The sequence below is a fragment of the Bradyrhizobium nitroreducens genome (assembly GCF_002776695.1).
In the GTDB taxonomy this organism is placed as follows: Bacteria; Pseudomonadota; Alphaproteobacteria; order Rhizobiales; family Xanthobacteraceae; genus Bradyrhizobium; species Bradyrhizobium nitroreducens.
This window is the reverse complement of sequence record NZ_LFJC01000003.1, coordinates 6,896,656-6,921,971: the sequence shown is the minus strand read 5'-3', so window position 1 is coordinate 6,921,971 and position 25,316 is coordinate 6,896,656. Positions and strand designations below refer to the sequence as shown.

28 protein-coding genes are annotated in these 25,316 nt (G+C 64.3%); 14 read left to right on the top strand and 14 right to left on the bottom strand.

Annotated elements, in window-relative coordinates; translation table 11 throughout:
* Positions 1 to 301 precede the first annotated feature (301 nt).
* Positions 302 to 826, top strand: a complete 525-nt coding sequence (locus TSA1_RS32960) for a hypothetical protein (protein WP_100179962.1) — start codon at positions 302 to 304, stop codon at positions 824 to 826.
* Between the two features lie 179 nt (positions 827 to 1,005).
* On the opposite strand, the gene TSA1_RS32955 is transcribed toward TSA1_RS32960, so the two are convergent.
* The 5 genes from TSA1_RS32955 to TSA1_RS32935 all read right to left on the bottom strand — a co-directional run bounded on the left by TSA1_RS32955 (position 1,006) and on the right by TSA1_RS32935 (position 3,554).
* On the bottom strand, positions 1,006 to 1,269 hold the full coding sequence (locus tag TSA1_RS32955; RefSeq protein WP_100179961.1) for a hypothetical protein: 264 nt from the start codon (positions 1,267 to 1,269) through the stop codon (positions 1,006 to 1,008).
* A 201-nt stretch (positions 1,270 to 1,470) separates the two neighbouring features.
* Positions 1,471 to 2,052 carry a TIGR00645 family protein gene (locus tag TSA1_RS32950; RefSeq protein ID WP_100179960.1) on the bottom strand — a complete coding sequence of 194 codons (582 nt, stop codon included), beginning with the start codon at positions 2,050 to 2,052 and terminating at the stop codon, positions 1,471 to 1,473.
* Positions 2,053 to 2,083: 31 nt separating this feature from the next.
* Positions 2,084 to 2,719, bottom strand: coding sequence for a TerC family protein (locus TSA1_RS32945; protein ID WP_100179959.1), 636 nt, complete (start codon positions 2,717 to 2,719; stop codon positions 2,084 to 2,086).
* Positions 2,716 to 3,078 carry a hypothetical protein gene (locus TSA1_RS32940; protein ID WP_100179958.1) on the bottom strand — a complete coding sequence of 121 codons (363 nt, stop codon included), beginning with the start codon at positions 3,076 to 3,078 and terminating at the stop codon, positions 2,716 to 2,718. The genes TSA1_RS32945 and TSA1_RS32940 overlap by 4 nt, the downstream gene beginning before the upstream one ends.
* Before the next feature lie 2 nt (positions 3,079 to 3,080).
* A complete protein-coding gene (locus TSA1_RS32935) occupies positions 3,081 to 3,554 on the bottom strand; it encodes a TerB family tellurite resistance protein (protein WP_100179957.1) in 474 nt (157 codons plus the stop codon).
* A gap of 442 nt (positions 3,555 to 3,996) precedes the next feature.
* On the opposite strand from TSA1_RS32935, the gene TSA1_RS32925 reads away from it, so the two are divergent.
* From TSA1_RS32925 to TSA1_RS32905, 5 genes are all read left to right on the top strand, one after another.
* The gene (locus TSA1_RS32925) at positions 3,997 to 5,742 is read left to right on the top strand and encodes an MOSC and FAD-binding oxidoreductase domain-containing protein (protein ID WP_100179955.1); all 1,746 of its coding nucleotides are present in this window, start codon (positions 3,997 to 3,999) and stop codon (positions 5,740 to 5,742) included.
* Positions 5,743 to 5,775: 33 nt separating this feature from the next.
* Entirely contained in the window at positions 5,776 to 6,372 is a 597-nt protein-coding gene (locus TSA1_RS32920) for a redoxin domain-containing protein (RefSeq protein ID WP_100179954.1), read from the top strand.
* An 84-nt stretch (positions 6,373 to 6,456) separates the two neighbouring features.
* Entirely contained in the window at positions 6,457 to 7,284 is an 828-nt protein-coding gene (locus TSA1_RS32915) for a class II glutamine amidotransferase (RefSeq protein ID WP_100179953.1), read from the top strand.
* A 17-nt stretch (positions 7,285 to 7,301) separates the two neighbouring features.
* Positions 7,302 to 8,531: a carboxylate-amine ligase gene (locus TSA1_RS32910; RefSeq protein WP_100179952.1), complete on the top strand. Its 1,230-nt coding sequence runs from the start codon at positions 7,302 to 7,304 to the stop codon at positions 8,529 to 8,531.
* 63 nt (positions 8,532 to 8,594) lie between these two features.
* Positions 8,595 to 8,780, top strand: coding sequence for a hypothetical protein (locus TSA1_RS32905; RefSeq protein ID WP_100179951.1), 186 nt, complete (start codon positions 8,595 to 8,597; stop codon positions 8,778 to 8,780).
* A gap of 39 nt (positions 8,781 to 8,819) precedes the next feature.
* Here TSA1_RS32905 and TSA1_RS41220 read toward each other — a convergent pair whose 3' ends face one another.
* On the bottom strand, positions 8,820 to 9,503 hold the full coding sequence (locus TSA1_RS41220; RefSeq protein WP_245448466.1) for a hypothetical protein: 684 nt from the start codon (positions 9,501 to 9,503) through the stop codon (positions 8,820 to 8,822).
* Here TSA1_RS41220 and TSA1_RS32895 point away from each other — a divergent pair.
* Positions 9,502 to 10,641: a hypothetical protein gene (locus TSA1_RS32895; RefSeq protein ID WP_100181465.1), complete on the top strand. Its 1,140-nt coding sequence runs from the start codon at positions 9,502 to 9,504 to the stop codon at positions 10,639 to 10,641. The genes TSA1_RS41220 and TSA1_RS32895 overlap by 2 nt on opposite strands.
* An 8-nt stretch (positions 10,642 to 10,649) precedes the next feature.
* Here TSA1_RS32895 and gor read toward each other — a convergent pair whose 3' ends face one another.
* The 3 genes from gor to rpiA are packed head-to-tail and all read right to left on the bottom strand — an operon-like array spanning position 10,650 to position 13,343.
* Positions 10,650 to 12,038, bottom strand: coding sequence for a glutathione-disulfide reductase (gor, locus tag TSA1_RS32890; protein ID WP_100179950.1), 1,389 nt, complete (start codon positions 12,036 to 12,038; stop codon positions 10,650 to 10,652).
* Positions 12,039 to 12,084: 46 nt separating this feature from the next.
* Positions 12,085 to 12,627 (bottom strand): DUF2059 domain-containing protein, encoded by a 543-nt coding sequence (locus TSA1_RS32885; protein ID WP_100179949.1) that lies wholly within the window; start codon positions 12,625 to 12,627, stop codon positions 12,085 to 12,087.
* Between the two features lie 2 nt (positions 12,628 to 12,629).
* Positions 12,630 to 13,343 carry a ribose-5-phosphate isomerase RpiA gene (rpiA, locus tag TSA1_RS32880; protein ID WP_100179948.1) on the bottom strand — a complete coding sequence of 238 codons (714 nt, stop codon included), beginning with the start codon at positions 13,341 to 13,343 and terminating at the stop codon, positions 12,630 to 12,632.
* 157 nt (positions 13,344 to 13,500) lie between these two features.
* Between rpiA and TSA1_RS32875 the strand changes: the two genes are divergently transcribed.
* From TSA1_RS32875 to TSA1_RS32845, 7 genes are all read left to right on the top strand, one after another.
* Positions 13,501 to 14,175 (top strand): HAD-IA family hydrolase, encoded by a 675-nt coding sequence (locus TSA1_RS32875; protein WP_100179947.1) that lies wholly within the window; start codon positions 13,501 to 13,503, stop codon positions 14,173 to 14,175.
* A 155-nt stretch (positions 14,176 to 14,330) separates the two neighbouring features.
* Entirely contained in the window at positions 14,331 to 14,825 is a 495-nt protein-coding gene (locus tag TSA1_RS32870) for a hypothetical protein (RefSeq protein WP_100179946.1), read from the top strand.
* A gap of 108 nt (positions 14,826 to 14,933) precedes the next feature.
* Positions 14,934 to 15,953 (top strand): GTP 3',8-cyclase MoaA, encoded by a 1,020-nt coding sequence (gene moaA, locus TSA1_RS32865; RefSeq protein ID WP_100179945.1) that lies wholly within the window; start codon positions 14,934 to 14,936, stop codon positions 15,951 to 15,953.
* 172 nt (positions 15,954 to 16,125) lie between these two features.
* Positions 16,126 to 16,707, top strand: coding sequence for a TRAP transporter small permease subunit (locus TSA1_RS32860; RefSeq protein WP_100179944.1), 582 nt, complete (start codon positions 16,126 to 16,128; stop codon positions 16,705 to 16,707).
* 26 nt (positions 16,708 to 16,733) lie between these two features.
* Entirely contained in the window at positions 16,734 to 18,389 is a 1,656-nt protein-coding gene (locus TSA1_RS32855; protein ID WP_100179943.1) for a TRAP transporter large permease, read from the top strand.
* 120 nt (positions 18,390 to 18,509) lie between these two features.
* Positions 18,510 to 19,799, top strand: coding sequence for a M20/M25/M40 family metallo-hydrolase (locus tag TSA1_RS32850; protein WP_100179942.1), 1,290 nt, complete (start codon positions 18,510 to 18,512; stop codon positions 19,797 to 19,799).
* 72 nt (positions 19,800 to 19,871) lie between these two features.
* Positions 19,872 to 20,282: a tudor domain-containing protein gene (locus TSA1_RS32845; RefSeq protein ID WP_142253186.1), complete on the top strand. Its 411-nt coding sequence runs from the start codon at positions 19,872 to 19,874 to the stop codon at positions 20,280 to 20,282.
* Between the two features lie 118 nt (positions 20,283 to 20,400).
* On the opposite strand, the gene TSA1_RS32840 is transcribed toward TSA1_RS32845, so the two are convergent.
* From TSA1_RS32840 to TSA1_RS32820, 5 genes are all read right to left on the bottom strand, one after another.
* Positions 20,401 to 21,783, bottom strand: a complete 1,383-nt coding sequence (locus TSA1_RS32840) for an ATP-binding protein (RefSeq protein WP_100179940.1) — start codon at positions 21,781 to 21,783, stop codon at positions 20,401 to 20,403.
* 1 nt (position 21,784) lies between these two features.
* Positions 21,785 to 22,459: a response regulator gene (locus TSA1_RS32835; protein WP_097659014.1), complete on the bottom strand. Its 675-nt coding sequence runs from the start codon at positions 22,457 to 22,459 to the stop codon at positions 21,785 to 21,787.
* 109 nt (positions 22,460 to 22,568) lie between these two features.
* On the bottom strand, positions 22,569 to 22,928 hold the full coding sequence (locus tag TSA1_RS32830; RefSeq protein ID WP_245448465.1) for a hypothetical protein: 360 nt from the start codon (positions 22,926 to 22,928) through the stop codon (positions 22,569 to 22,571).
* A 77-nt stretch (positions 22,929 to 23,005) separates the two neighbouring features.
* Positions 23,006 to 23,569 carry a MarR family winged helix-turn-helix transcriptional regulator gene (locus tag TSA1_RS32825; RefSeq protein ID WP_100179939.1) on the bottom strand — a complete coding sequence of 188 codons (564 nt, stop codon included), beginning with the start codon at positions 23,567 to 23,569 and terminating at the stop codon, positions 23,006 to 23,008.
* Positions 23,570 to 24,074: 505 nt separating this feature from the next.
* Entirely contained in the window at positions 24,075 to 25,163 is a 1,089-nt protein-coding gene (locus TSA1_RS32820; RefSeq protein WP_100179938.1) for a TRAP transporter substrate-binding protein, read from the bottom strand.
* Positions 25,164 to 25,316 lie beyond the last annotated feature (153 nt).

Sequence of the window (25,316 nt, the reverse complement as noted above, 5' to 3'; positions counted from 1 at the left end):
GATTTCGCCGTACGCCGATCACACCGGTCGTGTGCGCCAGGTGTTTCGCTCACGGTTGCCCGCCCTGCGAAATCCTTGGCGCCGATGTAACCCACGTCCACCGCCACCCGGCCCGCGTTCGTGACGATCGCGATACGCCCCTCTTCGTTGGGCCGGGATGCAGCAACACATACGCCCTTTCCGAATTTCGGTAAAGCGGAATATTTTTGGCGGTGGGCATTGCCCCACCGCTCGCGTGTTTCGCCCGTCGGGCAACACAAGGTCTTGTAGATATCATGCCGGCCGCGACCCGGGCGATTCCGTGGTAGCGCTGAAGGGCGTGCAATTCCCGACGCACAGCCGCGCCTTCACCGAGGAGGAAGCAGCCAAGGGTGTGGGACCGCCGCACCTCGGCATCTTGACAACCAAGGGGTGTATCCTTCTCACTACGCCTTTTCTCGATAGAAAGGATAGTGAAATGTCGGATAAACTGATCATTGTTCCGCCCGGTCACGTTGTACCTGGCGGCGAGCTCCTGAACATCACCAGCGATCACATCGGTGAACTTACGGCGACCATGCAGCTTCTCCGCGACGCCACAGTGCGCATTACCGGTACTATGGTTTGGATGGGGGATGGCAGCGGATCACTCCACCTATTTGTCAAAGACATGAGCACAGACGCGGAATCTGAGTTGGCAAAAGATATCTCGCCTAATCACAATCAACGCGTCGAGACCGATGTGAACTTCTACGCAAATAAGCAGTACGCAATCAGGCTGAAGCAAATCAATGACAACGCCGAACCCGGCGCTTCAACCCTGCGCGTGGTCGTTGTGATGACCTAGTCCGGAGAGACGCCCTTTGCCGCATCGGCTCGGTGCGGCAACGGACACATCCCTGAGAAGAGTGAAGGCGAGTGAAAGTCGGCTGTTGCCCCATCAGCGACCTCGGAAACCATCCACTGTTCGGCCGATGCCGGCGGTAAACCGGACGTCAGGCGGCAGCCGATCAATGAGCAGCAGCCCTACCGGATGATCGTGGTCAGCGACGAGTAGCGCCTGTTCGGCTTGGCCTCGCCCGCCGAGAACTGCGCGAAGGCATCGCTGACGCGCGCGGCCGGCGTGGTGCCGTCTGCGAAGCGGAATTCCTTGGGCCGCGGCGCATAGAAGCTGGCGCGGTAATAATTGTCGTCGAAGCGTACCTCGCCGACCCCGAACAACGCGTCGCAGGCGAACAGGAGCGCATAGACTCCCGCCATCGCGGCGACGAACTCCTTGAGAACAGACATTTTGATGCCCCAGCCTTTTGCAGGCAGGATGCATGACGGTTCCAAAGCCCCGGTTTACGACGCGCGGTTCTTGTCCGCAGGGTTTGCCGCCCCTGAAGCGATTGCAGACAATTTTATCGATCTCGAAAAGAGAGCCCGCCTGACCGGGTCAGGCGGGCCCAGGATTGGCCGCTCGGGAGGTACGTGAGGCAGCCAGGTTCGTCAGCCGTGGTCGGCCTCCTTGCGATGGCCGCTCTCGCTGAGGCGGTCGACCCAGGCGATGCCGATCGCCGAGATGATGAAGGTCAGATGGATCAGCACCTGCCACATCACGCCGGTCTCGGTGAAATTGCTGCGGGTGGTGCCGAGATTGCCGGCCTCGATGAAGGTCCTGAGCAACGAGATCGAGGAGATGCCGATGATCGCCATCGCGAGCTTGATCTTGAGCACGCTGGCATTGACGTGGCTCAGCCATTCCGGCTCGTCGGGATGGCCGGTGAGGTTCAGCCGGGACACGAAGGTCTCGTAGCCGCCGACGATCACCATGATCAGGAGGTTCGAGATCATGACGACGTCGATGAGCCCGAGCACGACCAGCATGATCTGCTGCTCGCTGGCGTCGAACGAGTGCAAGACCAGATGCCAGAGCTCCTTCAGGAACAGCAGCACGTAGACGGCCTGCGCGACGATCAGGCCGATATAGAGCGGGAACTGCAGCCAGCGCGAGCCGAAGATGAGCTGGGCGAACAGGCCGAGGCGCGGCGGCACGGCCTGCGCCGAAGGTGCTTTGGGTTCGGACGTCATGAATTGCTCCGGATTGCCGAAAATGATCGCCTCAGAGACTCGCGATGACGGGTGCGAGCTCGAGCGAGCCCCGATAGATCATCTCGAAGGCGACGTAAATGATGATGGCGAGGCCGACATAGGCGATCCAGCGCTGTTTCTGCAACACGCGGCCGAGCAGGTCGGCTGCGACGCCCATCATCGCGACCGACAGCAACAGGCCGAAGGCGAGGATGTAGGGATGCTCGCGCGCGGCACCCGCGACCGCGAGCACGTTGTCGAGCGACATCGAGACGTCGGCCGCGACGATCTGCACCGCGGCCTGCCCGAAGGTCTTTCGCTGCGCCGGCGCAGCGTCGGCGCCGCCGCCATGACTGAACGCAAGCTGTCCCGCGTGCGACTGCTCGCGCAGCTCGCGCCACATCTTCCAGCACACCCAGAGCAGCAGCACGCCGCCGGCGAGCAAGAGGCCAATGACCTGCAGAAGCTGGGTCGCGACGCCGGCAAAGACGATGCGGAGTATCGTGGCGGCGGCGATGCCGACGATGATGGCGCGGCGGCGCTGCTCGGCGGGCAGGCCCGCCGCGGCGAGGCCGATGACGACGGCATTGTCGCCGGCGAGTACGAGGTCGATCAGGACGACTTGAAGCAGTGCAGTGAGTGCTTCGGGCGTGATGAATTCAATCATGATTGATCATTTTTCGGTGCAGACGGATCGAGCCATTGCGGCTTCTTCCGCTCGACCCAATCCAGGACCTTCGAGCGCGAGGAGCGCAGCGCAGGCACGTCCTCGGCAAGCAGCGCAAGACCGAGCGGCAGCATCCAGACGCCGAGAATCGGCAGGAAGGACAGCACGCCGCCGGCAACGAGCAGCGCCCCCGAGGGAATTCTGACCCAGCGGTTCGACGGTTTGAGCAGATAGGTGACGGTGTCACCCATGCGTGGCGGCAGCCGATCGACGAGCTTGTCGAGGCGCGGGTCACCGCCGGCCATCTCGCCGGCGGAACCTGCGGCCTCCTTGCGACGCTCGTTCGATGCTGCGCTCATGCTTACTCCTCTGTGGCCAATTGCGGCCTGGTGCGCTCCCTGCCCGACGTGACCGGCTTTGCACGCGGCAACACCAGCGTCAGCAAGCGCAACAATTTGATCGCCTGCACTTCATGGGGATGAACGTCTTCGTCGGCGGCGGCGACGCGCTCCGACAGTTCCATCAGATGTGATGACAGCGGCATGTCCGAGACCGGCCGCAGCGTGTCGATCACCACATTGGCGAAATCCGGCTCCTCCAGCCGTTCGGCGAGGGCGTCGAACATGGCAGACAGCCTCTCGTCCCCGATATGCGGCGCCAATCCGCGATCCCTGATGAACCGGATCACCTCGTCGCGCTCGACCGGCGAGACCTGCCGGTCGGCCACGGCGACCAGCGCGCCGGCAATCACCAGCGCGGCCGCAGCCTGCTCGTTCAGGCTGGACGGCTCCGTGATCTCGATCTCGATGGGATTAGAATGCTTGGCGTCAGTCATCGTTGCTCCTCAATCTTGCGAAATGGCCGCGCGGAGCTGCGATGGGGACGATGGAGTCGGAGAGAACATCAAGGGCCCGACGATCGGCCAATCCATCGCATTCGCGCGGGACAGGTCATCCGACATCGCGAGGTTTGCCGACTTCGTCGGCGTCCTCGCCAGAGGGGCCCGGATTCTTGTTCGTGTCAGAGATAAAGGTGGGCTCGTCGGAATCAAGGCAGCGCGACTGCGACCAGCCGCCGCATCGGTTCCATTGTTGCCGGGGAACTGATCCGGCCTCGTGCGTGCGGCTCTGCGCTGCGCGCTCAGGCGCGCCGACCGTCGCCGGCCGGCTCGCAACGTCTAACAACCACTAACGGGCCAACCATCCGATTTGGATGCAGATTACCGTGCGGGCGCCCCGCCATGTCGGGCGGATATGCATCCACGATCGAGGAAACCGATGGCTCGTCTGCTCTCCCTCAATGTCGGCTTGCCGCGCGACGTCGCCTGGCAAGGCAGGACCGTTCATACCGGTATCTGGAAGACTCCCGTCACGGGCCCACGCCGGGCTCGCCGGCTCAACATCGACGGCGACGGCCAGGGCGATACGGCGGGTCACGGCGGCGAGCAGCGCGCCGTCTTCGTCTACCAGGACGAATCCTATCGATACTGGCAGACACATCTCGGCCGGTCCGACCTCGTTCATGGTCAATTCGGCGAGAACTTCACCGTCGAGGGCCTGGCCGACGCCGAGGCCTGCATCGGTGATCGCTACAGGATCGGCACCGCCCTGTTCGAGGTCACGCAGCCGCGCGTCACCTGCTACCGGCTCGGCATTCGCATGGACGAGCCTGACATGCCCGCGCTGCTCGTCAAGCACGGCCGGCCGGGCTTCTACTTCCGTGTCATCGAGGAGGGCGACGTCGAGGCCGGCGACGAGATCACGCAGGTCGAAAGCGGTGTTGAAGGCATGAGCGTAGCCGAGATCAATGCGCTGCTTTACTTGCCCCCGCATCCGCGCGAACGCCTCGCCCGCGCGCTGAAGATTCCGGCGCTGAGCCGCGGCTGGAATCACTCCTTTGCAGCGCTGCTCGCGCAGACAGACAGCCCCATCGCGGGAAACGCCGGGCTCGGCCCAGCGGCTTCCCCGCCGCCGGCCTGGCGCGGCTTCCGCCCCTTCCGTGTGACGCGCAAGATCGCCGAAAGCGCCAGCGTGACCTCGCTGGTGCTCGAGCCCGCCGATGGACAGAAGTTGGCAGCCGCCCTGCCCGGTCAGTTCGTCGTCGTGCGGCTGGGGCCATCCGCGATGACGCGCAGCTATTCGCTGTCGGGCCGTACCGACGCGGCATCCTATCGCATCAGCATCAAGCGAGAGGCGCACGGCGCGGCCAGCATCTACGTCGCCGAGACGATCAAGGCCGGCGATATCGTGCCGCTCGGTGCGCCGCGCGGCAGTTTCACCCTCCACTCCGATACACGGCCCGTGGTGCTGCTGAGCGCGGGCATCGGCGTGACGCCGGTGCTCGCCATGCTGCACGCCCTCGCTGCGGAACGCACGACGCGGGAGGTCTGGTGGCTGCATGGCACACGCAACGGCCGCGAGCATCCGTTCGCGGCCGAGGCGCGCGGGCTTCTTGCAGGATTGGCTCACCATCACAGCCATGTCTGCTTCAGCGCACCCGATCGGGCCGACCGTGCAGGAGCGGACTTCGACAGCACCGGTCGTCTGGATCGACAGCGGCTGCAGATGCTCGACGTTCCCAGGGACGGCGATTTCTATCTCTGCGGACCGACGGCCTTCATGAGCGATCTCACCACCGGCCTCGCCGCGCTGGGCGTCGGCCCCGATCGCATCCACACCGAGCTGTTCGGCAGCAAGCCCTCGCTGACACCGGGTATCGCGGCCGCGCCGAAGACGACTCCGCATCAGCCGGCCGGAGCGCCGGGCCCGGGCCCGATGGTGTCTTTCACCCGCAGCGGCCTCAATGTCTGCTGGGACGCCTCCTATGCCAACCTGCTCGAGCTTGCCGAGGCATGCGATGTCCCGGTGCGCTGGTCGTGCCGAACGGGGGTTTGCCACAACTGCGAGAGCGGGCTCGTGGCCGGAGAGGTCAGCTACGCGCCGGATCCGCTCGACCCGCCGGCCGAGGGAAATCTGCTGATCTGCTGCGCACGACCGCAAGGCGACGTCGTGATCGATCTCTAGAGATCAAATCGGCGCTGGACACAGGAGACTTCGATGCGAACTGACATCATGCCGGGCGTGACCTTCCCGGATTACGAACTCAGCGATCACACCGCAAAGCACCGCAAGCTCTCCGAGCTGCAGGGGGACGATCCCATGATCGTCGTGCTCGGCCGCGGCGGATTTTGCCCGAAGGATCGTCGCCAGACCGAAGGGCTGGTTCAGCTCCATCGCGAGATGGAGGTCGGCTATTGCCGGCTGGTCACGATCACCACCGACACCATCGCCGAGACCAATGAATATCGCAGCGGCGCCGGCGCGCACTGGCCGTTCCTCTCGGACCCCAGGCGGATCGTGCAGAAGGACCTCGACATCGCCGAATACACCGATCCCGTCCACAATCCCATGATCCCGCATGTCGTCGTGCTGGAGCCCCGCCTCGTCGTTCACAAGATCTACAACGGCTACTGGTTCTTCGGGCGTCCGACGGTCGAGGAATTGCGCCAGGACCTCAGGGCCGTCAGCATGAAGTGCCGCCCGGATTGGGACATCACCGCGCCCGGATTTAGGGCGCTCTGGGACCAGGGCCGCAAGGAGCATTTCTATCCCTACGGCAAGACTTATCGCGAAACGCTCGGCGGCAGGGACTAGCGGGCAGCGGCCGGGATCTCATCGGGAACGCAGCCCGGGCAGGTTTGTTGGTGCCGTCAGGACATATCCCCGACAGGAACTCCCATGTGCCGCTGGATCGCATACCGGGGCGAGACGACGTCTTTCGAACCCTATGTCACCGAGCCCGAGCATTCGCTGATCGCGCAGAGCATCCGCTCGCTGCAATCGACGGCAGGCTCGAACGGCGACGGCTTCGGTCTCGGCTGGTACGGCGAGCATCCGGAGCCCGGCCTCTATCGCGAGACGCGCCCGGCATGGTCGGACGAAAATCTACGCTATCTCTGCCGGCATCTGCGCTCGCATCTGTTCTTCGCCCATGTGCGCGCCGCGACCGGCACCGCGGTGACGCGGCAGAATTGCCATCCCTTTGCCTGCGGCCACTGGATGTTCATGCACAACGGCTTCGTCGGCAGTTGGAATCGGCTGCGGCGCAAGGTCGAGGCGCTGATTCCCGATGCGTTCTATCCGTCGCGGCTGGGCACGACCGATTCCGAAGCCGTGTTCCTCGCGATGATGGGGGCCGGCCTCGACGGCGACCCGCTTGGAGCGACGCAGCGCGTGCTGCAGGCCCTGGTCGGCCTCGTCAATGACGGCCGCTTGCGCGAACGGCTGCGCTTCACCAGCGCGATCGCCAACGGCCGGGACCTCTACGCCTTCCGCGTCGCGGTCAACGATGCCGCGAACACACTCTACTTCCGGGAGGACGGCGGCCAGGTCATTGTCGTGTCCGAACCCTTCGACAAGGAAACCGATTGGACCGAGGTGCCGCCAAACCACGCGCTGATCGCACGCGCGTCCGAAAGCGTGAAGATTGTTCCGTTCGACGCGACAATTTGCAGTAGCGCCGACCGGGAACCCACCCCTACCCGGAGGATTAGTGCCCGCAGGTGATCTTTGCCGGGTGGGATATGACATTTGCTTCGGACGTTTTGAAACTGCTTCGCCTGGATTCCTCGGGTGACAAACAGCATCTCGTGATTCGCTCCGCCGGCGGCGGCGGCAAGGCCGCTGAATATTCCTTCGGCATCGAGGAGGAATACTTCCTGGCCGATCGCCGGACGTTCGACGTTGCGATCGAGACGCCCAACGCGCTGTTCGAATCGGCGAACTGGTCGACCGGCGGCCAGGCCATGCGCGAGATGCTGCAATCCCAGCTCGAGGTCGCCACCAACGTTCACGTCGACGTCAACGACGCCCGCGAGGAGCTTCGCTTCCTGCGCCGCGAGGTTGCGAACGTCGCCGCGCAATATGGTTTCGTGATCATGGCCTGCGGCACGCACCCGACGGCGGTCTGGCGCATGTCGCAGCCGAGCCCGAAGCCGCGCTATGAGGAGATGATCGAGGACCTGCGCAGCATCGGCCACCGCAACATGATGTGCGGCATGCATGTGCATGTGCAGTTGCCCGATCCCGAGAAGCGCATGGCGGTGATGCGGGCGATGCTGCCGCACCTGCCGCTGTTCATCGCGCTGTCGGCCTCCTCCCCGTTCTGGAACTCGCACAAGACCGGACTGAAGGGCTACCGCCTCGCCGCCTATTCCGAGCTGCCGCGCACCGGCCTGCCCGAACTGTTCGAGAGCCGGCAGGACTACGACGAATATGTCGGCGCGTTGCAGCGCTCGGGCGTCGTTCCCGACGAGAGCCACATCTGGTGGGCGATGCGGCCCTCGATGCGGCACCCGACGCTCGAACTCCGCGCGCCCGACACCTGTACCTTCGTCGACGATGCCGTCGCCATCGCCTCGCTCTATCGCTGCCTGACGCGGCACCTCTATCTGCGGCCTCATCTGTCGAAGGAGGTGACGGTGGTCGAACGCGCGATTGCGGTCGAGAACAAATGGCGCGCCCAGCGCTACGGCACCGATTGCATCTTTGCCTCCAAGGACGGGCCGGTCACGATCTCCGAGATGCTGTCCCGAATCGTCGACGACATCGCCGAGGACGCGGACGCTCTCGGCTGCACCGCCGAGATCGAGCATTGCCGCACCATCGTGGACCGCGGCAGCTCGGCCGAATTCCAGCTCCGCGCCTATCGCGAGAACGGCGACGACATCGCAGCAGTGTCACGATGGATCGCTACATCGACGTTATCGGGGACGAATACCCCCATCGGGCAAGGCGCGCCAACGCCGTCATAGTGCCCGCGCAAGCTTCACGAACGAGAACGTCATCTCTGAATTTGGTCCGTCCCAGAGGAATGCATGACTGACATCGCCTGGTGCGCCGGTTGCGGCCACAGCCTGGTCCCGATCCTGTCCGAAAACGGCCGCGCGCGGCCGAGCTGCTTCTGGTGCGAAGGCATCGACGCGCGGGCCATGGAGATGGCAAAGTGGGCGGACAGCCCGGCCGGCAAGCCGGATCGGGCCGCGCCTCACGCCTTTGATTGAGCCCCCGTCTCAAGCCCCTTGGCGTCAAACCCCTTGGCGTCAAACCCGCGCCACCACGCGCGGACGGAATACGGACTCGGCGGTCGGCGCAGGCGCTGCGGCGGGTTTTCGCGTCGGCCGGCGCCGCGGGATGAAGAAGCTGCTCACGATGATCGGCTCATGATCGCCGAGCGCGATCCGCTCCTTCGCGAGCAGGCTCATGACCGAACGCATCTTCATGACCTCCTGCGCCACGAAGCTGCAGTTCTCATCGCGATTGATCTGCTCATGCATGATCGCCTCGGCTTCGCGCATGCTGACGCGGAGCGCTCTGATGGTTCTGCGAATGTCGTTGATGCGGTTGTCCATGGCTGCCTCCATCTCGGTCGCAGCATAAGAACAAAACACGAACAATCTGTCAATCGCCGCCTGCCCGGCCGCGAAATGATCTCCGGGCGCAGGGGCGACATCGCACTGATCCCGCCAACGCTGCTGCACGCGCCCTGGCGAGGCTTGCTGACAAATTAGACAGGTCCCGTCGCTCCCGTGGAAGCAGGCCTTCGCGCGCGGCGCCTGACGATCAGAACGAGCCGTCGATCTAACGTCCCGTGCAACCTCCGGATTTTTCCCGCATGGCACGTTCGCGTCGCGATGCCGGGCCCGCCTGCTGCTTCGCAAACCAACTGGCCCGGAATTCGCAATGACGTCGTCAGCGAAGCAACGGCGCAGAGCGGAGAACGTCATGAACGTGCATGCTGCGGGCGATCTCAAGACAACCGGCCTCACCCACCCGAGCGGCGCGCCGCTCCGCCTCAACACGCAGGACTTCGTTGCCATCGACCGCGACCGGAATGCGAAGTTCGAGGCGACCTATCGTCCGCAAGCGCTCTACAATCGCGCCAACGAAGGCTTTCACGCCAACAATGAAACCTTCCTGCTTCACGAAGTCGCGACCAACCTGCCGATCTACCGCCCCGACACCGGTCCCACCGACTTCCATCTGCATCTGCCGCCCGGCGGCTTCCAGCTCGTGCTGGTCACCTCGGGCGCCTTCACCTTCGACTATGACGGGCGCTTCTACAATGTCGGCCCCGGCGCGGTGATGCTGCAAAGCGCGATCGTGCACCGCCAGCTGTTCTACACCTGGTCTGGCCTGTCGACCGAAGAGAATTTGAAGACGCCGCAGACGGTGGTGCCCGATCCGATCTCGATGGGCTATTCCGGCAAATTCCTCGAAGCCTTCATCACCGATCCCACCACCTTTCCGAATCCGACCATCGTCGGTCCCGATCAGATCGACGAAGCCGAGACGCCGCGCGTGGCCTGGAGCCATCCGCTGCACGATCGCCCGGCCAATGCCGGCTTCTGGCTGCAGGATCCGCTGGCCCTGGATGCATTGTTCAAGCCGCTGAGCGACGGCTCGATCAAATCGCCGCTGCCGGTTTACGTGCGCGACATCGGCATCGAAGCACCGAGCGGCCAGCTCGTCACCGGCCACATCATCGCAACCGACCCGCGCGGCGGGTCGCTGCTGCCGAAGAGCACGTCGGCGTCCGTGGATGCCACCTCGTTCGCCAAGGGCGAGGTCGTGATCTATCGCGTCATTCGCGGCACGGCCGAATTCAAGAACAAGGCGGGCGAGACCTTCGAGCTCGCGGCCGGCGACGTCGTGACTGCAGGCAAGAGCTCGCTCAGTCTCGTTGCGGTCGGCGAGAACACGCAGGTGCTCCGGCTCGGTCTCCTCAAGGGCATGAACGATCTTCGCGGCTGGACGCCGACGCAGCGCGACGAGATCGACGGCCTCGCCGGCCAGATCATCACGCAGAGGGATGTGCGCCCCCTGCGCACCGAAGGCAGGCCGGTCGGATATCTCTACGCTTAGGAGACGCCCTACTCCGCCGCCTGGCGCACGTGGCGCGCGGTCGGCGTGCGCATGGTGACGAGCTCCTCGGCCGCGGTCGGATGCAGCGCAATCGTGGCGTCGAAATCGGCCTTGGTCGCCTTCATCTTCACCGCGATGGCAACGGCTTGCGTGATCTCGGCCGCGGCGTCGCCGACGATGTGGCAGCCCAGCACGCGATCGGTCGAACCGTCCACGACCAGCTTCATCAGCACGCGGGTGTCGCGGCCCGACATCGTCGCCTTGATCGGGCGAAAGGTCGTCTTGTAGATGTCGACGTGGCTGAACTGCGCCCGCGCCTCGGTCTCCGTCAGGCCGACGGTTCCCACTTCAGGCTGCGAGAACACCGCGGTCGGGATGTTGGAATGATCGACCTGCACCTCGCGCTTGCCGAACACGGTGTCGGCGAAGGCATGGCCCTCGCGGATCGCGACCGGCGTCAGGTTGAAGCGATGGGTGACGTCGCCGATCGCATAGATGCTGTCGACCGAGCTCTTGGAGAAATGGTCGACCGCGATGCCGCCATTCTTCGGGTTGATGGCGACGCCGGCGTTCTCGAGGCCAAGGTTGGCGACGGCCGGGTGGCGGCCGATCGCGAACATCACCTGGTCGGACGCGAGGCTCGATCCGTTCGACAGATGCGTGGTGAACTCATCGCCATGGCGATCGACCTTCGCCACCGTGCAGCCGGTGAGGATGGTGATGCCCTGCTTCTCCATCTCGGCACGAACGTGGGTCCGGACATCCTCGTCGAAACCGCGAAGAATGTTGTCGCCGCGATAGATCACGGTGACGTCGGAGCCGAAGCCGGCGAAGATGCCGGCGAATTCCAGCGCGATGTAGCCGCCGCCCTGGATCACGATCCGCTTCGGCAACTTCTTCAGATGAAACGCTTCATTGGAGGAGATCACGTGCTCGATGCCGGGGATCGGGGCGCCGTGATTGGGCGCGCCGCCGGTCGCGATCAGGATGTATTTCGCCGTGATCTTCTTGTCGTCCGCGAGCAGGCGGACGGTGTGCTTGTCCTCGATCACCGCACGGCTCTTGACGATCTGCGCGCCGGACTTCTCGACATTGGCGGTGTAGGCCGCCTCCAGCCGCGCGATCTCCTTGTCCTTGTTGGCGATCAGCGTCGGCCAGTCGAAGCTGGCGGGCGGAACGGTCCAGCCGAAGCCGGCGGCGTCCTCGAGCTCGTGACGGAAATGCGAGCCGATCACGAACAGCTTCTTCGGCACGCAGCCGCGGATCACGCAGGTGCCGCCCATGCGGTACTCTTCCGCGATCATCACGCGGGCGCCGTAACCGGCCGCGATACGGGCGGCACGCACGCCGCCCGAGCCACCACCGATCACGAAGAGGTCGACGTCGAATTCAGCCATTGTCCACTCCGACCTCTTTCAGGGATTTCTGACCAGATAGGTACTGTCAGATTTCCTTGCCACGCTTGCGCATCTCGGCGCGGAAGGCCCCCATCACGGTCTCGGAGAAATTCTGGGCCCAGGAGTTCATGAAAGCCATGCTGAGGCCGATGGCGCGCGGCTCGGCGTCGATCAGCTTCTTGCCGAGCGGCGACTTGTAGAAGGTGACGAGGTCCTTCAGCTCCTGCTCGGTGAACTCGCTGGCATAGATCTGCGCCATGCCGTCGCCAATCTCGTTCTGGCGGCCGTTGAGCTGCTGGGCGACGACCTGTGCGACCTCGTTGAGGTCCTTCTGGTAGTTCAGGTTCTGCTGGATCAGCGCGATCTTGGTCTTCTCGACGAGGCCGGGCACGGCGCCCTGATACATCGCGGTGGCGTTCTTGATCTGCAGGATCTCCTTGGCCGCCGCAACCGCGGCGGGCGAGGCTTTCGGCTGCGCGGGCGCCGCTGCGGCCTTGGGCTGGGCCGGAGCCGGCTGCTGCGCCACGGCCGGGACGGCCAATCCTGCAGCAAGAACCACGGCCGGCAAGAACTTCAATACGATCTTCATTCCTAGTCTCCTTTCGGCTTGCGCCGTTCAATCACGCGAATTCCCTCAGCCCCCGCCAGAACGGCGGAGCTGGCCAAGCCGATGAACAGCCCGTGCTCGACCACGCCTGGAATGGCGCTCAATGCCTTGGCGAGGCTGGCAGGATCCTCGATCCGTCCGAGCTGGGCATCGACGATCCAGTGGCCGCCGTCGGTGACGAAAACGTGGCCGTCCTTGCCCTTGCGGACCGCCATTTGCCCGGAAACGCCGCATTCGGCAAATGCCTTCTCGATCGCCCGGCGCGTCGCGCCGAGGCCGAACGGGATGACCTCGACCGGCAACGGAAACTTGCCGAGCGTCGGCACCCATTTGGTGTCATCGGCAATCACGATCATGCGATCGGAAGCCGCCGCCACGATCTTCTCGCGCAGCAACGCGCCGCCGCCGCCCTTGATCAGGTTGAGCGCGGGATCGATCTCGTCGGCGCCGTCGACGGTGATGTCGAGATGGTCGACCTCATCGAGCGTGGTCAGCGGCACGCCGCAGCGCTCCGCGTCCGCGCGGGTCTGCTCGGAGGTCGGCACGCCGATCACCTTCAAGCCGGCGGCGACGCGCTCGCCGAGCAGCTCGACGAAGTGCTTGGCGGTCGAGCCGGTCCCGAGCCCAAGCTGCATGCCGTCCCGCACCTCTTCGAGCGCGCGCGCCGCAGCCTGCCGCTTCAACTGGTCCATATTCACGTTTGCGCCCGCCTCTGAAGCCTCGAACCTGCCGGCCGATCCCGGCCCGCTTTCGGCGGCCTATGTAGCCTCGTTTTCCGCGCGGGAACAGGCCTATAAGGTGAACTTATGGGCCCGCCCCTTGCGTGGACACGACCGGGCCGGTAGCGCTTGGATCATGACCTCCGCTCACACCATTGTCTTCGATCTCGACGGCACGCTCGTGGACACGGCGCCCGACCTGATCACCGCGCTGAACTATGTGCTCGACCGCGAAGGGCTGCCGCCCGTGCCGATGGCCTCGGCCCGCAACATGATCGGCGCCGGCGCCCGCAAGCTGATCGAGCGAGGGCTGGAAGCGGAGGGCCGCGCCGTCACCCCCGCCGACATGGACCGAATGACCGCGGACTTCATCGCCTACTATGCCGACCATATCGCGGTCGAATCCCGTCCCTTCGAGGGGCTCGAGGCCGCGCTCGACCATTTTTCTGAGCAGGGCCATCGGCTCGCGGTCTGCACCAACAAGCTGGAATGGCTGTCGAAGCGCCTGCTGGACCAGCTCGACCTCAGCCGCCGCTTCGCGGCGATCTGCGGCGCGGACACTTTTGGGGTCCAGAAACCAGATCCGACCATTTTCCGTGAAACCGTGGCGCGCGCCGGCGGAGCGGTCAAAGCCAGCATCATGGTCGGCGATGCCGGAACCGACGTCGGGGTGGCCCGCCGCGCCGGGGTCCCGGTGATCGGGGTCAGCTTCGGCTATACGGACGTGCCGATTGCCGAGCTGAAGCCGGACCGGCTGATCCATCACATGCGCGACTTGCCGGCCGCGGCCTCCAGCCTGATGTCGCCATAGCACCATCAAGCCACTGAAATTGCGTTACTATTTTTCGGCAACCCGCGTTAACCACTCGCTAAGCATGCGCTGTGCGCCGGTTGCCTGCCTGCAACGACGCTCCTAAGGTCCGCACGGGGTTGTGGCGGTTCGTCGCAGTTTGAGTGGATGGGGTCATGCGTCGTGTCATCGCGGTTGCGTTAGCGGGAGCGGGTCTGCTGGGAGCGGCGGGCCTTGGCGGCTGCTCCTCGATGTCCTGGGACATGTTCAAATCGGCCCCGCCGCCCCTCCAGGTCCGACTCGAATCCAATCCTCCGGGCGCGGACGCCACCACCTCGGTAGGCCCGGGCTGCAAGACCCCCTGCTCCGTCTCGGTTCCCGCCCCCGATGCTCCCTTCACGGTCACCTTCGCGCTGCCCAAGTATCAGCCGGCGAGCGTCCCGGTGAACGTGATCAAGAATCCTGGGGATTTCACCACACCGGCCTCGGTGACATCAGACCCGAATCCGGTGTTTGCGGAACTCCAGCCGGCCACCCCGCCGAAACCGGTTCGCAAGCCGCACCGGCCCAGGAAGCCCAAACCGGCCGCGTCCGCGCCTGTCGCAGCACCGGTTGAGACCGCGCCGGCCGCAGCCTCGCCGTTCCCCGACCCGAACGCAGGCCGGCGCTGATCTACGTATACCACCCGATTGTCCTCGCCGCGTCCGATGCTTAGATTGCGTGCCCAAGCACCGCTGAAGCCAAGGTGCTCCCGTCGCCGTAAGTGACAAGGCCTTTCCATGAACGGATCCACCGCGCTGTCGACCCCGATGACCGATCCGTTCGGCCGGACCATCAGCTATCTGCGCGTCTCCGTCACCGACCGCTGCGACCTGCGCTGCTTCTACTGCATGTCGGAAGACATGACGTTCCTGCCCAAGGCGAATCTGTTGACGCTGGAGGAACTCGACCGGCTCTGCTCGGCCTTCATCGCCAAGGGCGTCAGGAAGCTGCGCCTCACCGGCGGCGAGCCGCTGGTCCGGCGCAACGTGATGACGCTCGTGCGCTCGCTGTCGCGGCATCTATCGAGCGGCGCCCTGAACGAGCTGACGCTGACCACCAACGGAACCCAGCTGGCGAAACACGCCGCCGAGCTCGCCGATTGCGGTGTCCGCCGCATCAATGTCTCGCTCGACACGCTCGATCCCCAGAAGTTTCGCGAGATCACCCGCTGGGGCGAGATCGACAAGGTGCTGGAAGGCATCGAGGCCGCGCGCGCCGCAGGACTTGCCGTCAAGATCAACGCGGTGGCGCTGAAGAACCTCAACGAGGACGAGCTTCCCGAACTGATGCGCTGGGCCCACGGAAAAGGCATGGGCCTGACACTGATCGAGGTCATGCCGATGGGCGAAATCGGGTCTGGACGGATCGACCAGTATCTGCCGCTGTCGCTGCTGCGCGCGCGCCTCGCCCAGCAATTCACGCTGACGGATCTGGTCGAGAGCACGGGCGGGCCGGCCCGCTATGTCAGCGTCGCCGAGACCGGCGGCAAGCTCGGCTTCATCACCCCGATGACGCACAATTTCTGTGAATCCTGCAACCGGGTTCGCATCACCTGCACCGGGACGCTGCACACCTGCCTCGGCCATGAGGATGCCTCGGACTTGCGCAAACCTCTGCGTGCATCCGATGACGACACGCTGCTTGCGGATGCGATCGACCGCGCCATCGGCCTGAAGCCCAAGGGCCACGATTTCATCATCGACCGCCGCCACGACCGTCCCAGCGTCAGCAGGCACATGAGCGTCACCGGCGGCTGACGCCCATCGGGGCGCGGCCTTATTCCCCTTAACTATCAACAAACTTCCGATTGACTGGCGGCACGCCCGCTGGTTTGGTGCGGCAGCCTCATGCCTGCGCGGCGAGACAAGCCACGCGCCAGTTCGGCGCAGTCAATGCGGCCGGGGCACACAATCGGGGGAGGACCTAGCGTTGCAAGCGCTCTTGAAGCTGAGCCAAGGGATTGACGCGTTCACGCGCTGGACGGGCAAACGCCTGGCGTGGCTGATCATGGCCGCCGTCGTCATCTCGGCGGTCAATGCGATCATCCGCAAGACCTTCGACACGTCGTCGAATTCGTGGCTCGAGCTGCAATGGGTGCTGTTCAGCATCGTGTTCCTGCTTTGCTCGCCCTGGACGCTGCTCGACAACGAGCACATCCGCATCGACATCGTGAACAACGCGTTGCCGAAGACGGTGCGCAACCTGATCGACGTGGTCGGTCACCTGTTCTTCCTCATTCCGCTGTGCATCGTCATGATCGTCACAGGCGTGCCGTTCTTCCAGCGCTCGATGCAGATCAACGAGCAATCCGGCAATGCCGGCGGCCTGCCGCAATGGCCCGCCAAGTCCCTCATCATGATCGGGTTCGCCTTGCTGCTGGTTCAGGGCATCTCCGAATTGATCAAGCGGATTGCGGTGATGCGCGGATTGATACCCGACCCGCATGAATCCCAGGTCTCGGCGCTGGAGGCGGAAGTCGAGCATCTCGTCGAAGCGATTGAGAAGAAATAGCCGTTGGCGACGGTTTAGGGGGAACTATGACCGCTTTTATCATCGCCAATATGGCGCCCATCATGTTCGCGTCGCTGGTCGTCGTGCTGCTGCTCGGCTATCCCGCGGCATTCTCGCTCGGCGCCGTCGGCCTGTTCTACGCCATCATCGGCGTCGAGCTCGGCCAATTCCACCCGGACTTCCTGCAGGCTCTCCCCGAGCGCGTCTACGGCGTGATGAACAACGACACGCTGCTCGCCATCCCCTTCTTCACCTTCATGGGACTGGTGCTGGAGCGGTCGGGCATGGCCGAGGACCTGCTGGACACCATCGGCCAGCTGTTCGGTACCATCCGCGGCGGCCTTGCCTATGCCGTGATCTTCGTCGGCGCGCTGCTCGCCGCGACGACGGGCGTGGTCGCCGCCTCCGTGATCTCGATGGGCCTGATCTCGCTGCCGATCATGCTGCGCTACGGCTATGACCGCCGCGTCGCGGCCGGCGTCATCGCCGCGTCGGGTACGCTCGCGCAGATCATTCCGCCCTCCCTCGTTTTGATCGTGATGGCCGACCAGCTCGGCAAGTCCGTCGGCGACATGTACGAGGGCGCCTTCATCCCCGGCCTCGTGCTCGCCGGCCTCTACGCCCTCTACGCCTTCCTCGTCAGCCTGATCTTCCCGAAGGCCACCCCGGGCCTGCCGAAGGAAGCCATCGGCTTCCGCGAGGAGAGTGGCGACCGCGGCCTCCGCTCTCTCGGCGTGCTGTTCCTGGCGAGCTGCGTGTTCGGCTGGTTCATGATGCGCAATTCCGAGACGCATGGCGCCGACTATGTCGTGCTCAGCATGTTCTACGGCATCATCTTCGCGTTCGCCGTCGCCGTGCTGAACTGGGTGATCGACAAGTTCACCGGCTTCCGCTTCCTCTCGAAGATGGCGCAACAGACCACCTTCGTGATGGTGCCGCCGCTGTTCCTGATCTTCCTGGTGCTGGGCACGATCTTCATCGGCATCGCCACCCCGACCGAAGGCGGCGCGATGGGTGCCGCCGGCGCCCTCATCCTCGGCGCCGCGAAGCGGCGGCTGAGCTGGGACCTGATCCGGCAGGCCACGGAATCCACCGCCAAGCTGTCGGCTTTCGTCGTGTTCATCCTGGTCGGCGCCCGCGTGTTCTCGCTCACCTTCTACGGCGTCAACGGGCACGTCTGGGTCGAGCACCTGCTCACCTCCCTGCCCGGCGGCCAGGTCGGCTTCCTGATCTTCGTCAACGTCTTCGTGTTCGTGCTGGCCTTCTTCCTCGACTTCTTCGAGCTGGCCTTCATCGTGATCCCGCTGCTCGGGCCTGCCGCGGAGCATCTCGGCATCGACCTGATCTGGTTCGGCGTCATCCTCGGCGTCAACATGCAGACCTCGTTCATGCATCCGCCGTTCGGCTTCGCGCTGTTCTATCTCCGGTCGGTCGCACCGAAGGAGCGCTACACCGATCGCGTCACCGGCAAGCGGATGGACCCCGTCACCACCGGCCAGATCTATTGGGGCGCGGTGCCATTCGTCGTCATCCAGGTCATCATGGTCGCGCTGGTGATCGCGTTCCCCTCGATGGTGATGCACTACAAGGGCGTGCAGTCCAACATCGATCCCAACACGATCAAGATCGAGGTGCCGCAGATCGAGCTGCCGCCGCTGGATCTCGGCCCGCCGTCGAAGTAGCGGCGGAGCGCCCCTCGCCGTCGTGCTCCGCTCTCGCGGCGCATGACGCGCGACGGCGCGCGTGACAAGCACCCGAAACGGAGGCATACCGGGCCATCCCCAGTCCATGGATGGCCGCTCATGCCCCGATTGCACCCTGCTCCCTCGGTCCTCGGCCCGGTGATCGCCTCGCTCTGGCTGACATGTGCCGCGACGATGGTGCGGGCCGAGCCGATCGCCGACGTCCACGCGCTGGCGCAAAAGGAGCAGCAGCCGCTGCTCGACACGCTGCGCGATCTCGTCAACATCGAATCCGGCAGCAAGGACATCGAGGGCCTGAACCAGATCGCCGAGCGCGTCGCCGGTCAGCTCAGGCAGCTCGGCGGCACGGTGGAGATCCTGCAGCCCACCGACATCACGCGTCTCGACGACACGCCGGAGAAGATCGGGCCGGCCGTGCACGCCGTGTTCAAGGGCACGGGAACCAGGAAGATCATGCTGATCGCCCATATGGACACGGTGTACCTGAAGGGCATGCTGAAGGACCAGCCGTTCCGCATCGACAGCGACAAGGCCTACGGGCTCGGTATTGCCGACGACAAGCAGGGTGTCGCGCTCATCCTCCACACCGTGGCCCTGCTGCAGAAGCTGGCTTTCAGGGATTACGGCACGCTGACGGTGCTCACGAACGGCGACGAGGAGATCTCCTCCCCCGGCTGGCGCAGCACCATCACCAAATTCGCATCGGACCAGGACGCGGTGTTCTCCTTCGAAGGCGGCGGCACCGACGGCACGCTGCGCCTCGCCACCAGCGGCATCGGCTCGGCCTATCTCACGGTGCAGGGCAAGTCTTCCCATGCAGGCGCGAGGCCCGAAGGCGGCGTGAATGCGCTGTACGAGCTCTCGCACCAAATTCTGCAGATGAAGGACCTGTCCAAGCCCGAGCAGGGCCTGAAGCTGAACTGGACGGTCTCCAAGGCCGGCACCAACCGCAACGTGATCCCCGCCGAGGCCAGCGCCCAGGCCGATGCGCGTGCGCTCAAAGTGTCCGACTTCGACGAGTTGGAGAAGGCGCTGCAGGACAAGATCAAGAATCGCCTGCTGCCGAACTCCAAGGTCGACTTGAAGTTCGAGGTGCGTCGCCCGCCGCTCGAAGCCAGCGAGGCCTCGCGCCAGGTCGCGGCCCACGGCAAGACGATTTACCAGGAGATCGGAATGCCCCTCAAGGTCGACGAGAGAGCGACCGGTGGCGGCACCGACGCCGCATTCGCCGCGCTCAAGGCCAGGGGAGCCGTGGTGGAAGGCATGGGCCTGTCGGGATTCGGCGCGCACTCCAACGATGCCGAATATGTTCAGATCAACAGCATCGTGCCGCGGCTCTATCTGGCGACGCGCATGATCATGGACCTGTCCACCGGCAAGCTGAAATAGCCTGATACGTGGACATCGCATGCACGTTTCCAATAGTATCGTCCCATTATGAGTGGGGGCGATATGAGATCATTGCTTTTTCTGACCGTTGTCCTTGTCATTCACGCATCGCCGGCCCGCTCGGAGGAATCGGAAGCCGAGCGCCTTGTTCATCGCGAAGGCCGGGCTCTCTTCGACGAAGGGCACGACGCCTACAAAGCCGGTGACTACAAGGCAGCGTTGAGGAAATTCCAGCAGTCGAGGATCAGGTACGCGTCGCTTCGATTGCCCGATGACATTGAGAAATGCGACCGGGCCATTCGCGCTGCCGCTTGCATGGACCGCATCGACGAAAAGAATCTCAATCAGCTCAAGGAGCTGATCGGCGAGCAGACGGACAAGCCGCCGAGATCCAACGATCCCTATGTCGGGGCGTGTCTGCCTTTTCCTGATCTGTCAAAACGGGTGAAGGCGAACATTGCGGTGCTCGAGGGTCAGCGGTGACGCGAGCGAAGCTGCAGCCTGCATGAATTGAGAGATCGACCACCCCGCCACGACCGCCTCCTGGCTCGACCTTCTCCGCCGTCCTCCCTTCCTCCTGCCCCCGGGAGAGGATGTCGTGTCAGTGCCCGGCGATGTCCGTGTCGACCTTCACCTCGTCCGCCAGCCGAAACTGCAGCGTGAACTCGGCCCCGCCTTCCGGAAGATTCACCACCGCGATCGTCGCGGCATGGTCGTCCGCCACTGCGCGCACGATGGAAAGCCCCAGGCCCGCGCCGTCGCTGCGCTGGCGGTCGGCGCGCCAGAAGCGCTGGAAGATCAGCTCGCGCTCGGCCTCCGCAATGCCCGGGCCGCAATCGCGCACCCGCACCGAGCCGTCCTCGCGAACCTCGACGTCGACCGACGTATCTCGCGCGGTGAACTTGATGGCGTTTTCCGCGAGATTGAAGATCGCACGCTGCAGCATCTCTGCATTGCCGTGGATCTTGACCGGCGCGTCGGTGCCCTTGAGCGCGATGTCCTTGTGCTGGCTGATCGCGAACGGAGCGATCGAGCCGACCACCTCGGCGCAGACGGCGCGCAGATCCGCGCTCTCGCCGGGGTCGAGCACGAGGGTGTCGAGCTCGGCGATCTCCAGGAGCTGGGCGACGATGCGGCTCATGCCTTCGATGTCGGCATGCAGCGCCTGCCGCGCCGCGCGATCGTCAAGCGTCTCGATTCGCGTCCGCAGGATCGCGAGCGGCGTGCGCAGCTGGTGCGCGGCATCCGCCGTGAACTGCCGCTGCACCCGAAAGCCGCCTTCGAGGCGGTCGAGCGCCTGGTTGACGGCGGTGACGAGCGGCAAGATCTCGCGTGGGATCTGCTCCGTCGGCAGGCGGATGTCGGTGCGCGCCGGACCGATGTTGCTGGCCTTCTCGGAGGCCCTCCACAGCGGCGCGATCGCGCGGCGAAAGATGATGATGTCGGTGGCGAGCAGAACCAGGAGGATCGGGATCGTGATCCATCCCACGCGCCGGAAGAAGTTCGAGACGATGTCGTCGATGATGACATCCCGGTGCGCGAGGTCCTCGGCGACCTGGATGCGCACCGTCTTGCCGTCGATGTCGCGGGTAACCGTCGCGCCGGAAATGCTCTCCGACAGGCGCGCCGCGGGAGCCGAGCGCCGGTGCGAGGAAAACAGCAAGCGGCCCTCGGCATCGCGAATATCGTATTGATAGCGGCCATACGCATCCGAATAGAGGCCCTTGAGGCTGTCGGGCAGATTGAAGGTCAACTGGCCGTCCGGCTGCACCATGATGCGCTCCGCCAGCACTTCGGCTTGGGCGCGCATGGCATCGCGATGCAGCTGGTCGATCTCCGAATTGAGCAGCCAGAACAGCACCAGCGGCAGGAAGATCGCGACCACCGCGACCGCCAGGATGTGCAGGAACACGATGCGCCAGATCAGCGATTTGAAGGTCGGCGACCTGCCATAGGACCCGGCATTGGATCCGACCCTGGTCACGCTATTTCTCCACGTCCATGAGATAGCCGACGCCGCGGATGGTGTGGATCACGACCTTGGCGCCGTGCTCGGCGAGCTGCTTGCGCAGCCTGGAGACATAGACCTCGACCGCGTTGGAGGCGACCTCGCCGTCGAGGCCGAAGATGTGGTCCTCGACGTTCTTCTTCGGCACCACCCGGCCCTGCCGGCGCAGCAGGATCTCGAGCACCGAGGTCTCGCGCGCGGAGATGATCCGCGGCTGGTCGTCGACGAAGATCTGGCGGCTCTCGGTGTCGTAGACGAGGTTGGCGAGACTGAGCGAGCGGCCGAGCAGCTGGCCGGGCCGGCGCAGGATCGCTTCCAGCCGCGCGACCAGCTCCTCCATCGCGAACGGCTTGGCGAGATAATCGTCGGCGCCGCTGCGCAGGCCGCTGACGCGGTCCTGCAGGCCGCCGCGCGCGGTCAGCACCAGCACGGGAAGCGGCTCCATCTTGAGGCGCAGCTCGCGCAGCACCGACAGACCGTCGCCGTCGGGCAGCCCGAGGTCGAGGATCATCGCGGCATAGCTGACGCTGCTCACCGCCTCGCGTGCCTCTGCCGCGCTGCCCACGATGTCGCTCTGGTAGCCGGCCGCCGCCAGCCCGGCCGCAACGAGCCGCGACAGCTCGGCATTGTCCTCGACGATCAGAAGGCGCATTGCGGTCCTGCGGGATAGCCAGATCAGCGCACGGCTCGCGCCGCATTCGCGTTGTCTTCCATCATTCGACCGGTTTCAGCCAGCAAAAAGGCAGGTCTTGCCTGCTTTTTCATACCCTGTCAGATTCGTGTAAGCTTTGCGCGCCGGCTTGTTGATCGGAACACCGCCGCTCGATCAGGAACGAGCTGCCGGCCGCGGCGGCAAACATGCACGCCACCGCGAGGATACTCATAGGCAGCGAGATCAGGCCATGCTCGTAAGCGTTGATGGCGGCGGATCCAAATGTCAGCCAACATCCCATCATGATGAAGCTCGCGGCGGCTTGCAGGACCGCACACCGCGTGACCGGCTCCTCATTCAAGAACTTCAGCAACAGTGGCCCGGCCATCAATGCAAGCGTGAAGGCCCATGCATAGATCAGCGTCGGAATGTGAAACAGATCGATCAGACCCGGGGACAAGGCAGGCACCCTCAAATATCCCGGGTTTGACGTCCTCCGCCGGAATGAGGTTCAAGGGCGATTGCGCCGCAGCAGAAGGGACTTCTTCAGCTCCGCCCCTCGAAATAGGTGCACAGCTGGCTCGTCTCCGTCGGGGCGATCGATTTCCGAAAGAGCCGGCACTTGAAATGACGGTCCTTGCCCTCTCCGTTCTCGACCAGGAACACACATTGATTGCAAACGTCGGTGTGATGACGGCGCTCGGCAACATCCAGCCCGACGAGGACGCGGCGAAGCGTATCGCGCAGCCGAGATCGATCGGAGCCTTCGAGTGCCACGATCTGGTCTCGCAGGGCATTGATCGGATCTTGCTTGAGGAACTTCTCGCCTTCAGCCGTGAGACATAGCGTGATCGAGCGCTTGTCGTCCGCAGATGGCTTGCGGACCACCAATCCCTTTTCCTGGAGCGCGGCGGTAATCTGAGATGCGCCGCCGCGCGTGGTCCCCAGAAAGCCGGCGAGAGCCGTCGGGGTCCGCGAAAGTCTGTTCGCGAGAGCAAGAAAGCGCAAGGCCATCCATTCGCGATCGCTCAGGTCCGAACGCGTGCCTTCGAAGAGCCAAGTACCGGCCGATTGCACGAGGAGTTGTACGATTTCAGTTGCCATGCTCATTGATAGATACCGACCGGAAACGGCTCTTCGACATCTCGATCGAGGATCAAGATGTCGCCGCATTCGATGAAACGCTGAATTTGGTCGGGACTGGTTGAGTCCGGTATATCGTACCGTGAAGTCCGGATGGCGCAGAAATACGCCGAAGGCCGCGACTCCAGCCCGATTGCAGGCTCCCGATAGCCCGCCCCTTTCGCGAAAGGAACACCGCAAAACTACGCATCGTGTTCACGGCAAGGTTACGAGCGTCCAACTTCGGCCGCGCGGGCGACGAATCCTATTTCGGATTATTCGACGATCGCGTCCGGCCCTGTTTTGCCCGACGAGTCAAAGCGTTCCGACTCCGCCCGAGCTGCTGCACCGCTGATTTTCTTACGACCTATCAACCCGTTGGCTACTGTGCATGGGGTTGTTTTTCGAATTTTGAGTTGGGGCTCCCTTGGACGAACGAAAAAAGGCCCCGGAGCCTTCGCTCCGGGGCGCTGCACCGATCGGTGATGCGTGATCAGCTCTGCGAGCGCCGCGCCATGAAGATGTCGTAGCCGACCTCGGCGACCTGGAACCAGGCGTAGCCGTCGCCCGTGAACTTGGCGAGCGAGTCGTGCACCTTCTTGAAGTTGGGGTTGGTCGCAGCGACTTCGGCGTGCAGCTCCTTGGCGGCCTTGTAGCAGGCATCCATGATCGCCGGCGAGAAGGCGTGCAGCTTGGCGCCGCCCGCCAGCAGCTTCTTCAGCGCCAGCGGATTGGCGGTGTCGTAGCGCGCCATCATGTAGTTGTTGGCGTAGTGGCCGGCCTGCTCCAGCACGCTCTGGTAATATTTCGGCAGCGCGTTCCACTTGTCGAGGTTGACGAAGGCCAGCAGCATCGGCCCGCCTTCCCACCAGCCGGGATAGTAGTAGTGCGGCGCGATCTTGTAGAAGCCGAGCTTCTCGTCGTCATAGGGGCCGACCCATTCGGCGGCGTCGATGGTGCCCTTTTCCAGCGCGGGATAGATGTCGCCGCCGGCGAGCTGCTGCGGCACGACACCGAGCTTCTGGAGCACACGGCCGGCGAAGCCGCCGATGCGGAATTTCATGCCGCTGAGATCCTCGGGCGTGTTGACCTCTTTCCTGAACCAGCCGCCCATCTGACAACCGGTGTTGCCTGCGAGCAGCGAGACGACGTTGTAGCCCTTGTAGAACTCGTTGAGCACTTCGCGCCCGCCGCCCTGCATGTACCAGGCCTGGTTGATGCGCATGTTCGGGCCGAACGGCACGGCCGATCCGAAGGTGAAGGTCGGATCCTTGCCGAAATAATAGTAGGACGCGGTGTGGCCGATTTCGCAGGTGCCGTTCTGCACGGCGTCGAGCACCTGAAGGCCCGGCACGATCTCGCCTGCCGCGAAGATCTGGATCTGGAATTTGTTGTCGGTCGCCTCCGCGACCATCTTGCACATCATCTCGGCGCCGCCAAACAGCGTGTCGAGCGATTTCGGCCAGCTCGTCGGCATGCGCCATTTGATTTCCGGCATCGATTGCGCGATCGCGGGAGCCGCGAGCGTGGCCGCGCCGGCCGCGCCAAGTCCTGTGACCTTGATGAAGTCTCTTCTCTTCATGATTTCCTGCCCTGATGTATCAGTGATTGTGAGCCTTCTTTCCGAGGCTTGGGACCAGCATGGCGCAAGCGGCGACCTAATTCCATCGCGATCGCACTGCGGCAAAGAAAAAGCCCGGCCTCCACGGAGGCCGGGCTTTCCGGTCTTGCGACT

Bases quoted from the DNA above. Each gene is read 5' to 3' on its own strand.
- TSA1_RS32955 (WP_100179961.1), bottom strand. From the start codon at position 1,269: ATGTCTGTTCTCAAGGAGTTCGTCGCCGCGATGGCGGGAGTCTATGCG.
- TSA1_RS32895 (WP_100181465.1), top strand. From the start codon at position 9,502: ATGAACGTGCATGCTGCGGGCGATCTCAAGACAACCGGCCTCACCCAC.
- TSA1_RS32920 (WP_100179954.1), top strand. From the start codon at position 5,776: ATGCGAACTGACATCATGCCGGGCGTGACCTTCCCGGATTACGAACTC.
- TSA1_RS32850 (WP_100179942.1), top strand. From the start codon at position 18,510: ATGCCCCGATTGCACCCTGCTCCCTCGGTCCTCGGCCCGGTGATCGCC.
- TSA1_RS32950 (WP_100179960.1), bottom strand. From the start codon at position 2,052: ATGACGTCCGAACCCAAAGCACCTTCGGCGCAGGCCGTGCCGCCGCGC.
- TSA1_RS32935 (WP_100179957.1), bottom strand. From the start codon at position 3,554: ATGACTGACGCCAAGCATTCTAATCCCATCGAGATCGAGATCACGGAG.
- TSA1_RS32910 (WP_100179952.1), top strand. From the start codon at position 7,302: ATGACATTTGCTTCGGACGTTTTGAAACTGCTTCGCCTGGATTCCTCG.
- moaA (WP_100179945.1), top strand. From the start codon at position 14,934: ATGAACGGATCCACCGCGCTGTCGACCCCGATGACCGATCCGTTCGGC.
- TSA1_RS32945 (WP_100179959.1), bottom strand. From the start codon at position 2,719: ATGATTGAATTCATCACGCCCGAAGCACTCACTGCACTGCTTCAAGTC.
- TSA1_RS32885 (WP_100179949.1), bottom strand. From the start codon at position 12,627: ATGAAGATCGTATTGAAGTTCTTGCCGGCCGTGGTTCTTGCTGCAGGA.
- TSA1_RS32825 (WP_100179939.1), bottom strand. From the start codon at position 23,569: ATGAGCATGGCAACTGAAATCGTACAACTCCTCGTGCAATCGGCCGGT.
- TSA1_RS32820 (WP_100179938.1), bottom strand. From the start codon at position 25,163: ATGAAGAGAAGAGACTTCATCAAGGTCACAGGACTTGGCGCGGCCGGC.
- TSA1_RS32905 (WP_100179951.1), top strand. From the start codon at position 8,595: ATGACTGACATCGCCTGGTGCGCCGGTTGCGGCCACAGCCTGGTCCCG.
- TSA1_RS41220 (WP_245448466.1), bottom strand. From the start codon at position 9,503: ATGACGTTCTCCGCTCTGCGCCGTTGCTTCGCTGACGACGTCATTGCG.
- TSA1_RS32875 (WP_100179947.1), top strand. From the start codon at position 13,501: ATGACCTCCGCTCACACCATTGTCTTCGATCTCGACGGCACGCTCGTG.
- TSA1_RS32940 (WP_100179958.1), bottom strand. From the start codon at position 3,078: ATGAGCGCAGCATCGAACGAGCGTCGCAAGGAGGCCGCAGGTTCCGCC.
- gor (WP_100179950.1), bottom strand. From the start codon at position 12,038: ATGGCTGAATTCGACGTCGACCTCTTCGTGATCGGTGGTGGCTCGGGC.
- TSA1_RS32915 (WP_100179953.1), top strand. From the start codon at position 6,457: ATGTGCCGCTGGATCGCATACCGGGGCGAGACGACGTCTTTCGAACCC.
- TSA1_RS32855 (WP_100179943.1), top strand. From the start codon at position 16,734: ATGACCGCTTTTATCATCGCCAATATGGCGCCCATCATGTTCGCGTCG.
- TSA1_RS32835 (WP_097659014.1), bottom strand. From the start codon at position 22,459: ATGCGCCTTCTGATCGTCGAGGACAATGCCGAGCTGTCGCGGCTCGTT.
- TSA1_RS32925 (WP_100179955.1), top strand. From the start codon at position 3,997: ATGGCTCGTCTGCTCTCCCTCAATGTCGGCTTGCCGCGCGACGTCGCC.
- TSA1_RS32870 (WP_100179946.1), top strand. From the start codon at position 14,331: ATGCGTCGTGTCATCGCGGTTGCGTTAGCGGGAGCGGGTCTGCTGGGA.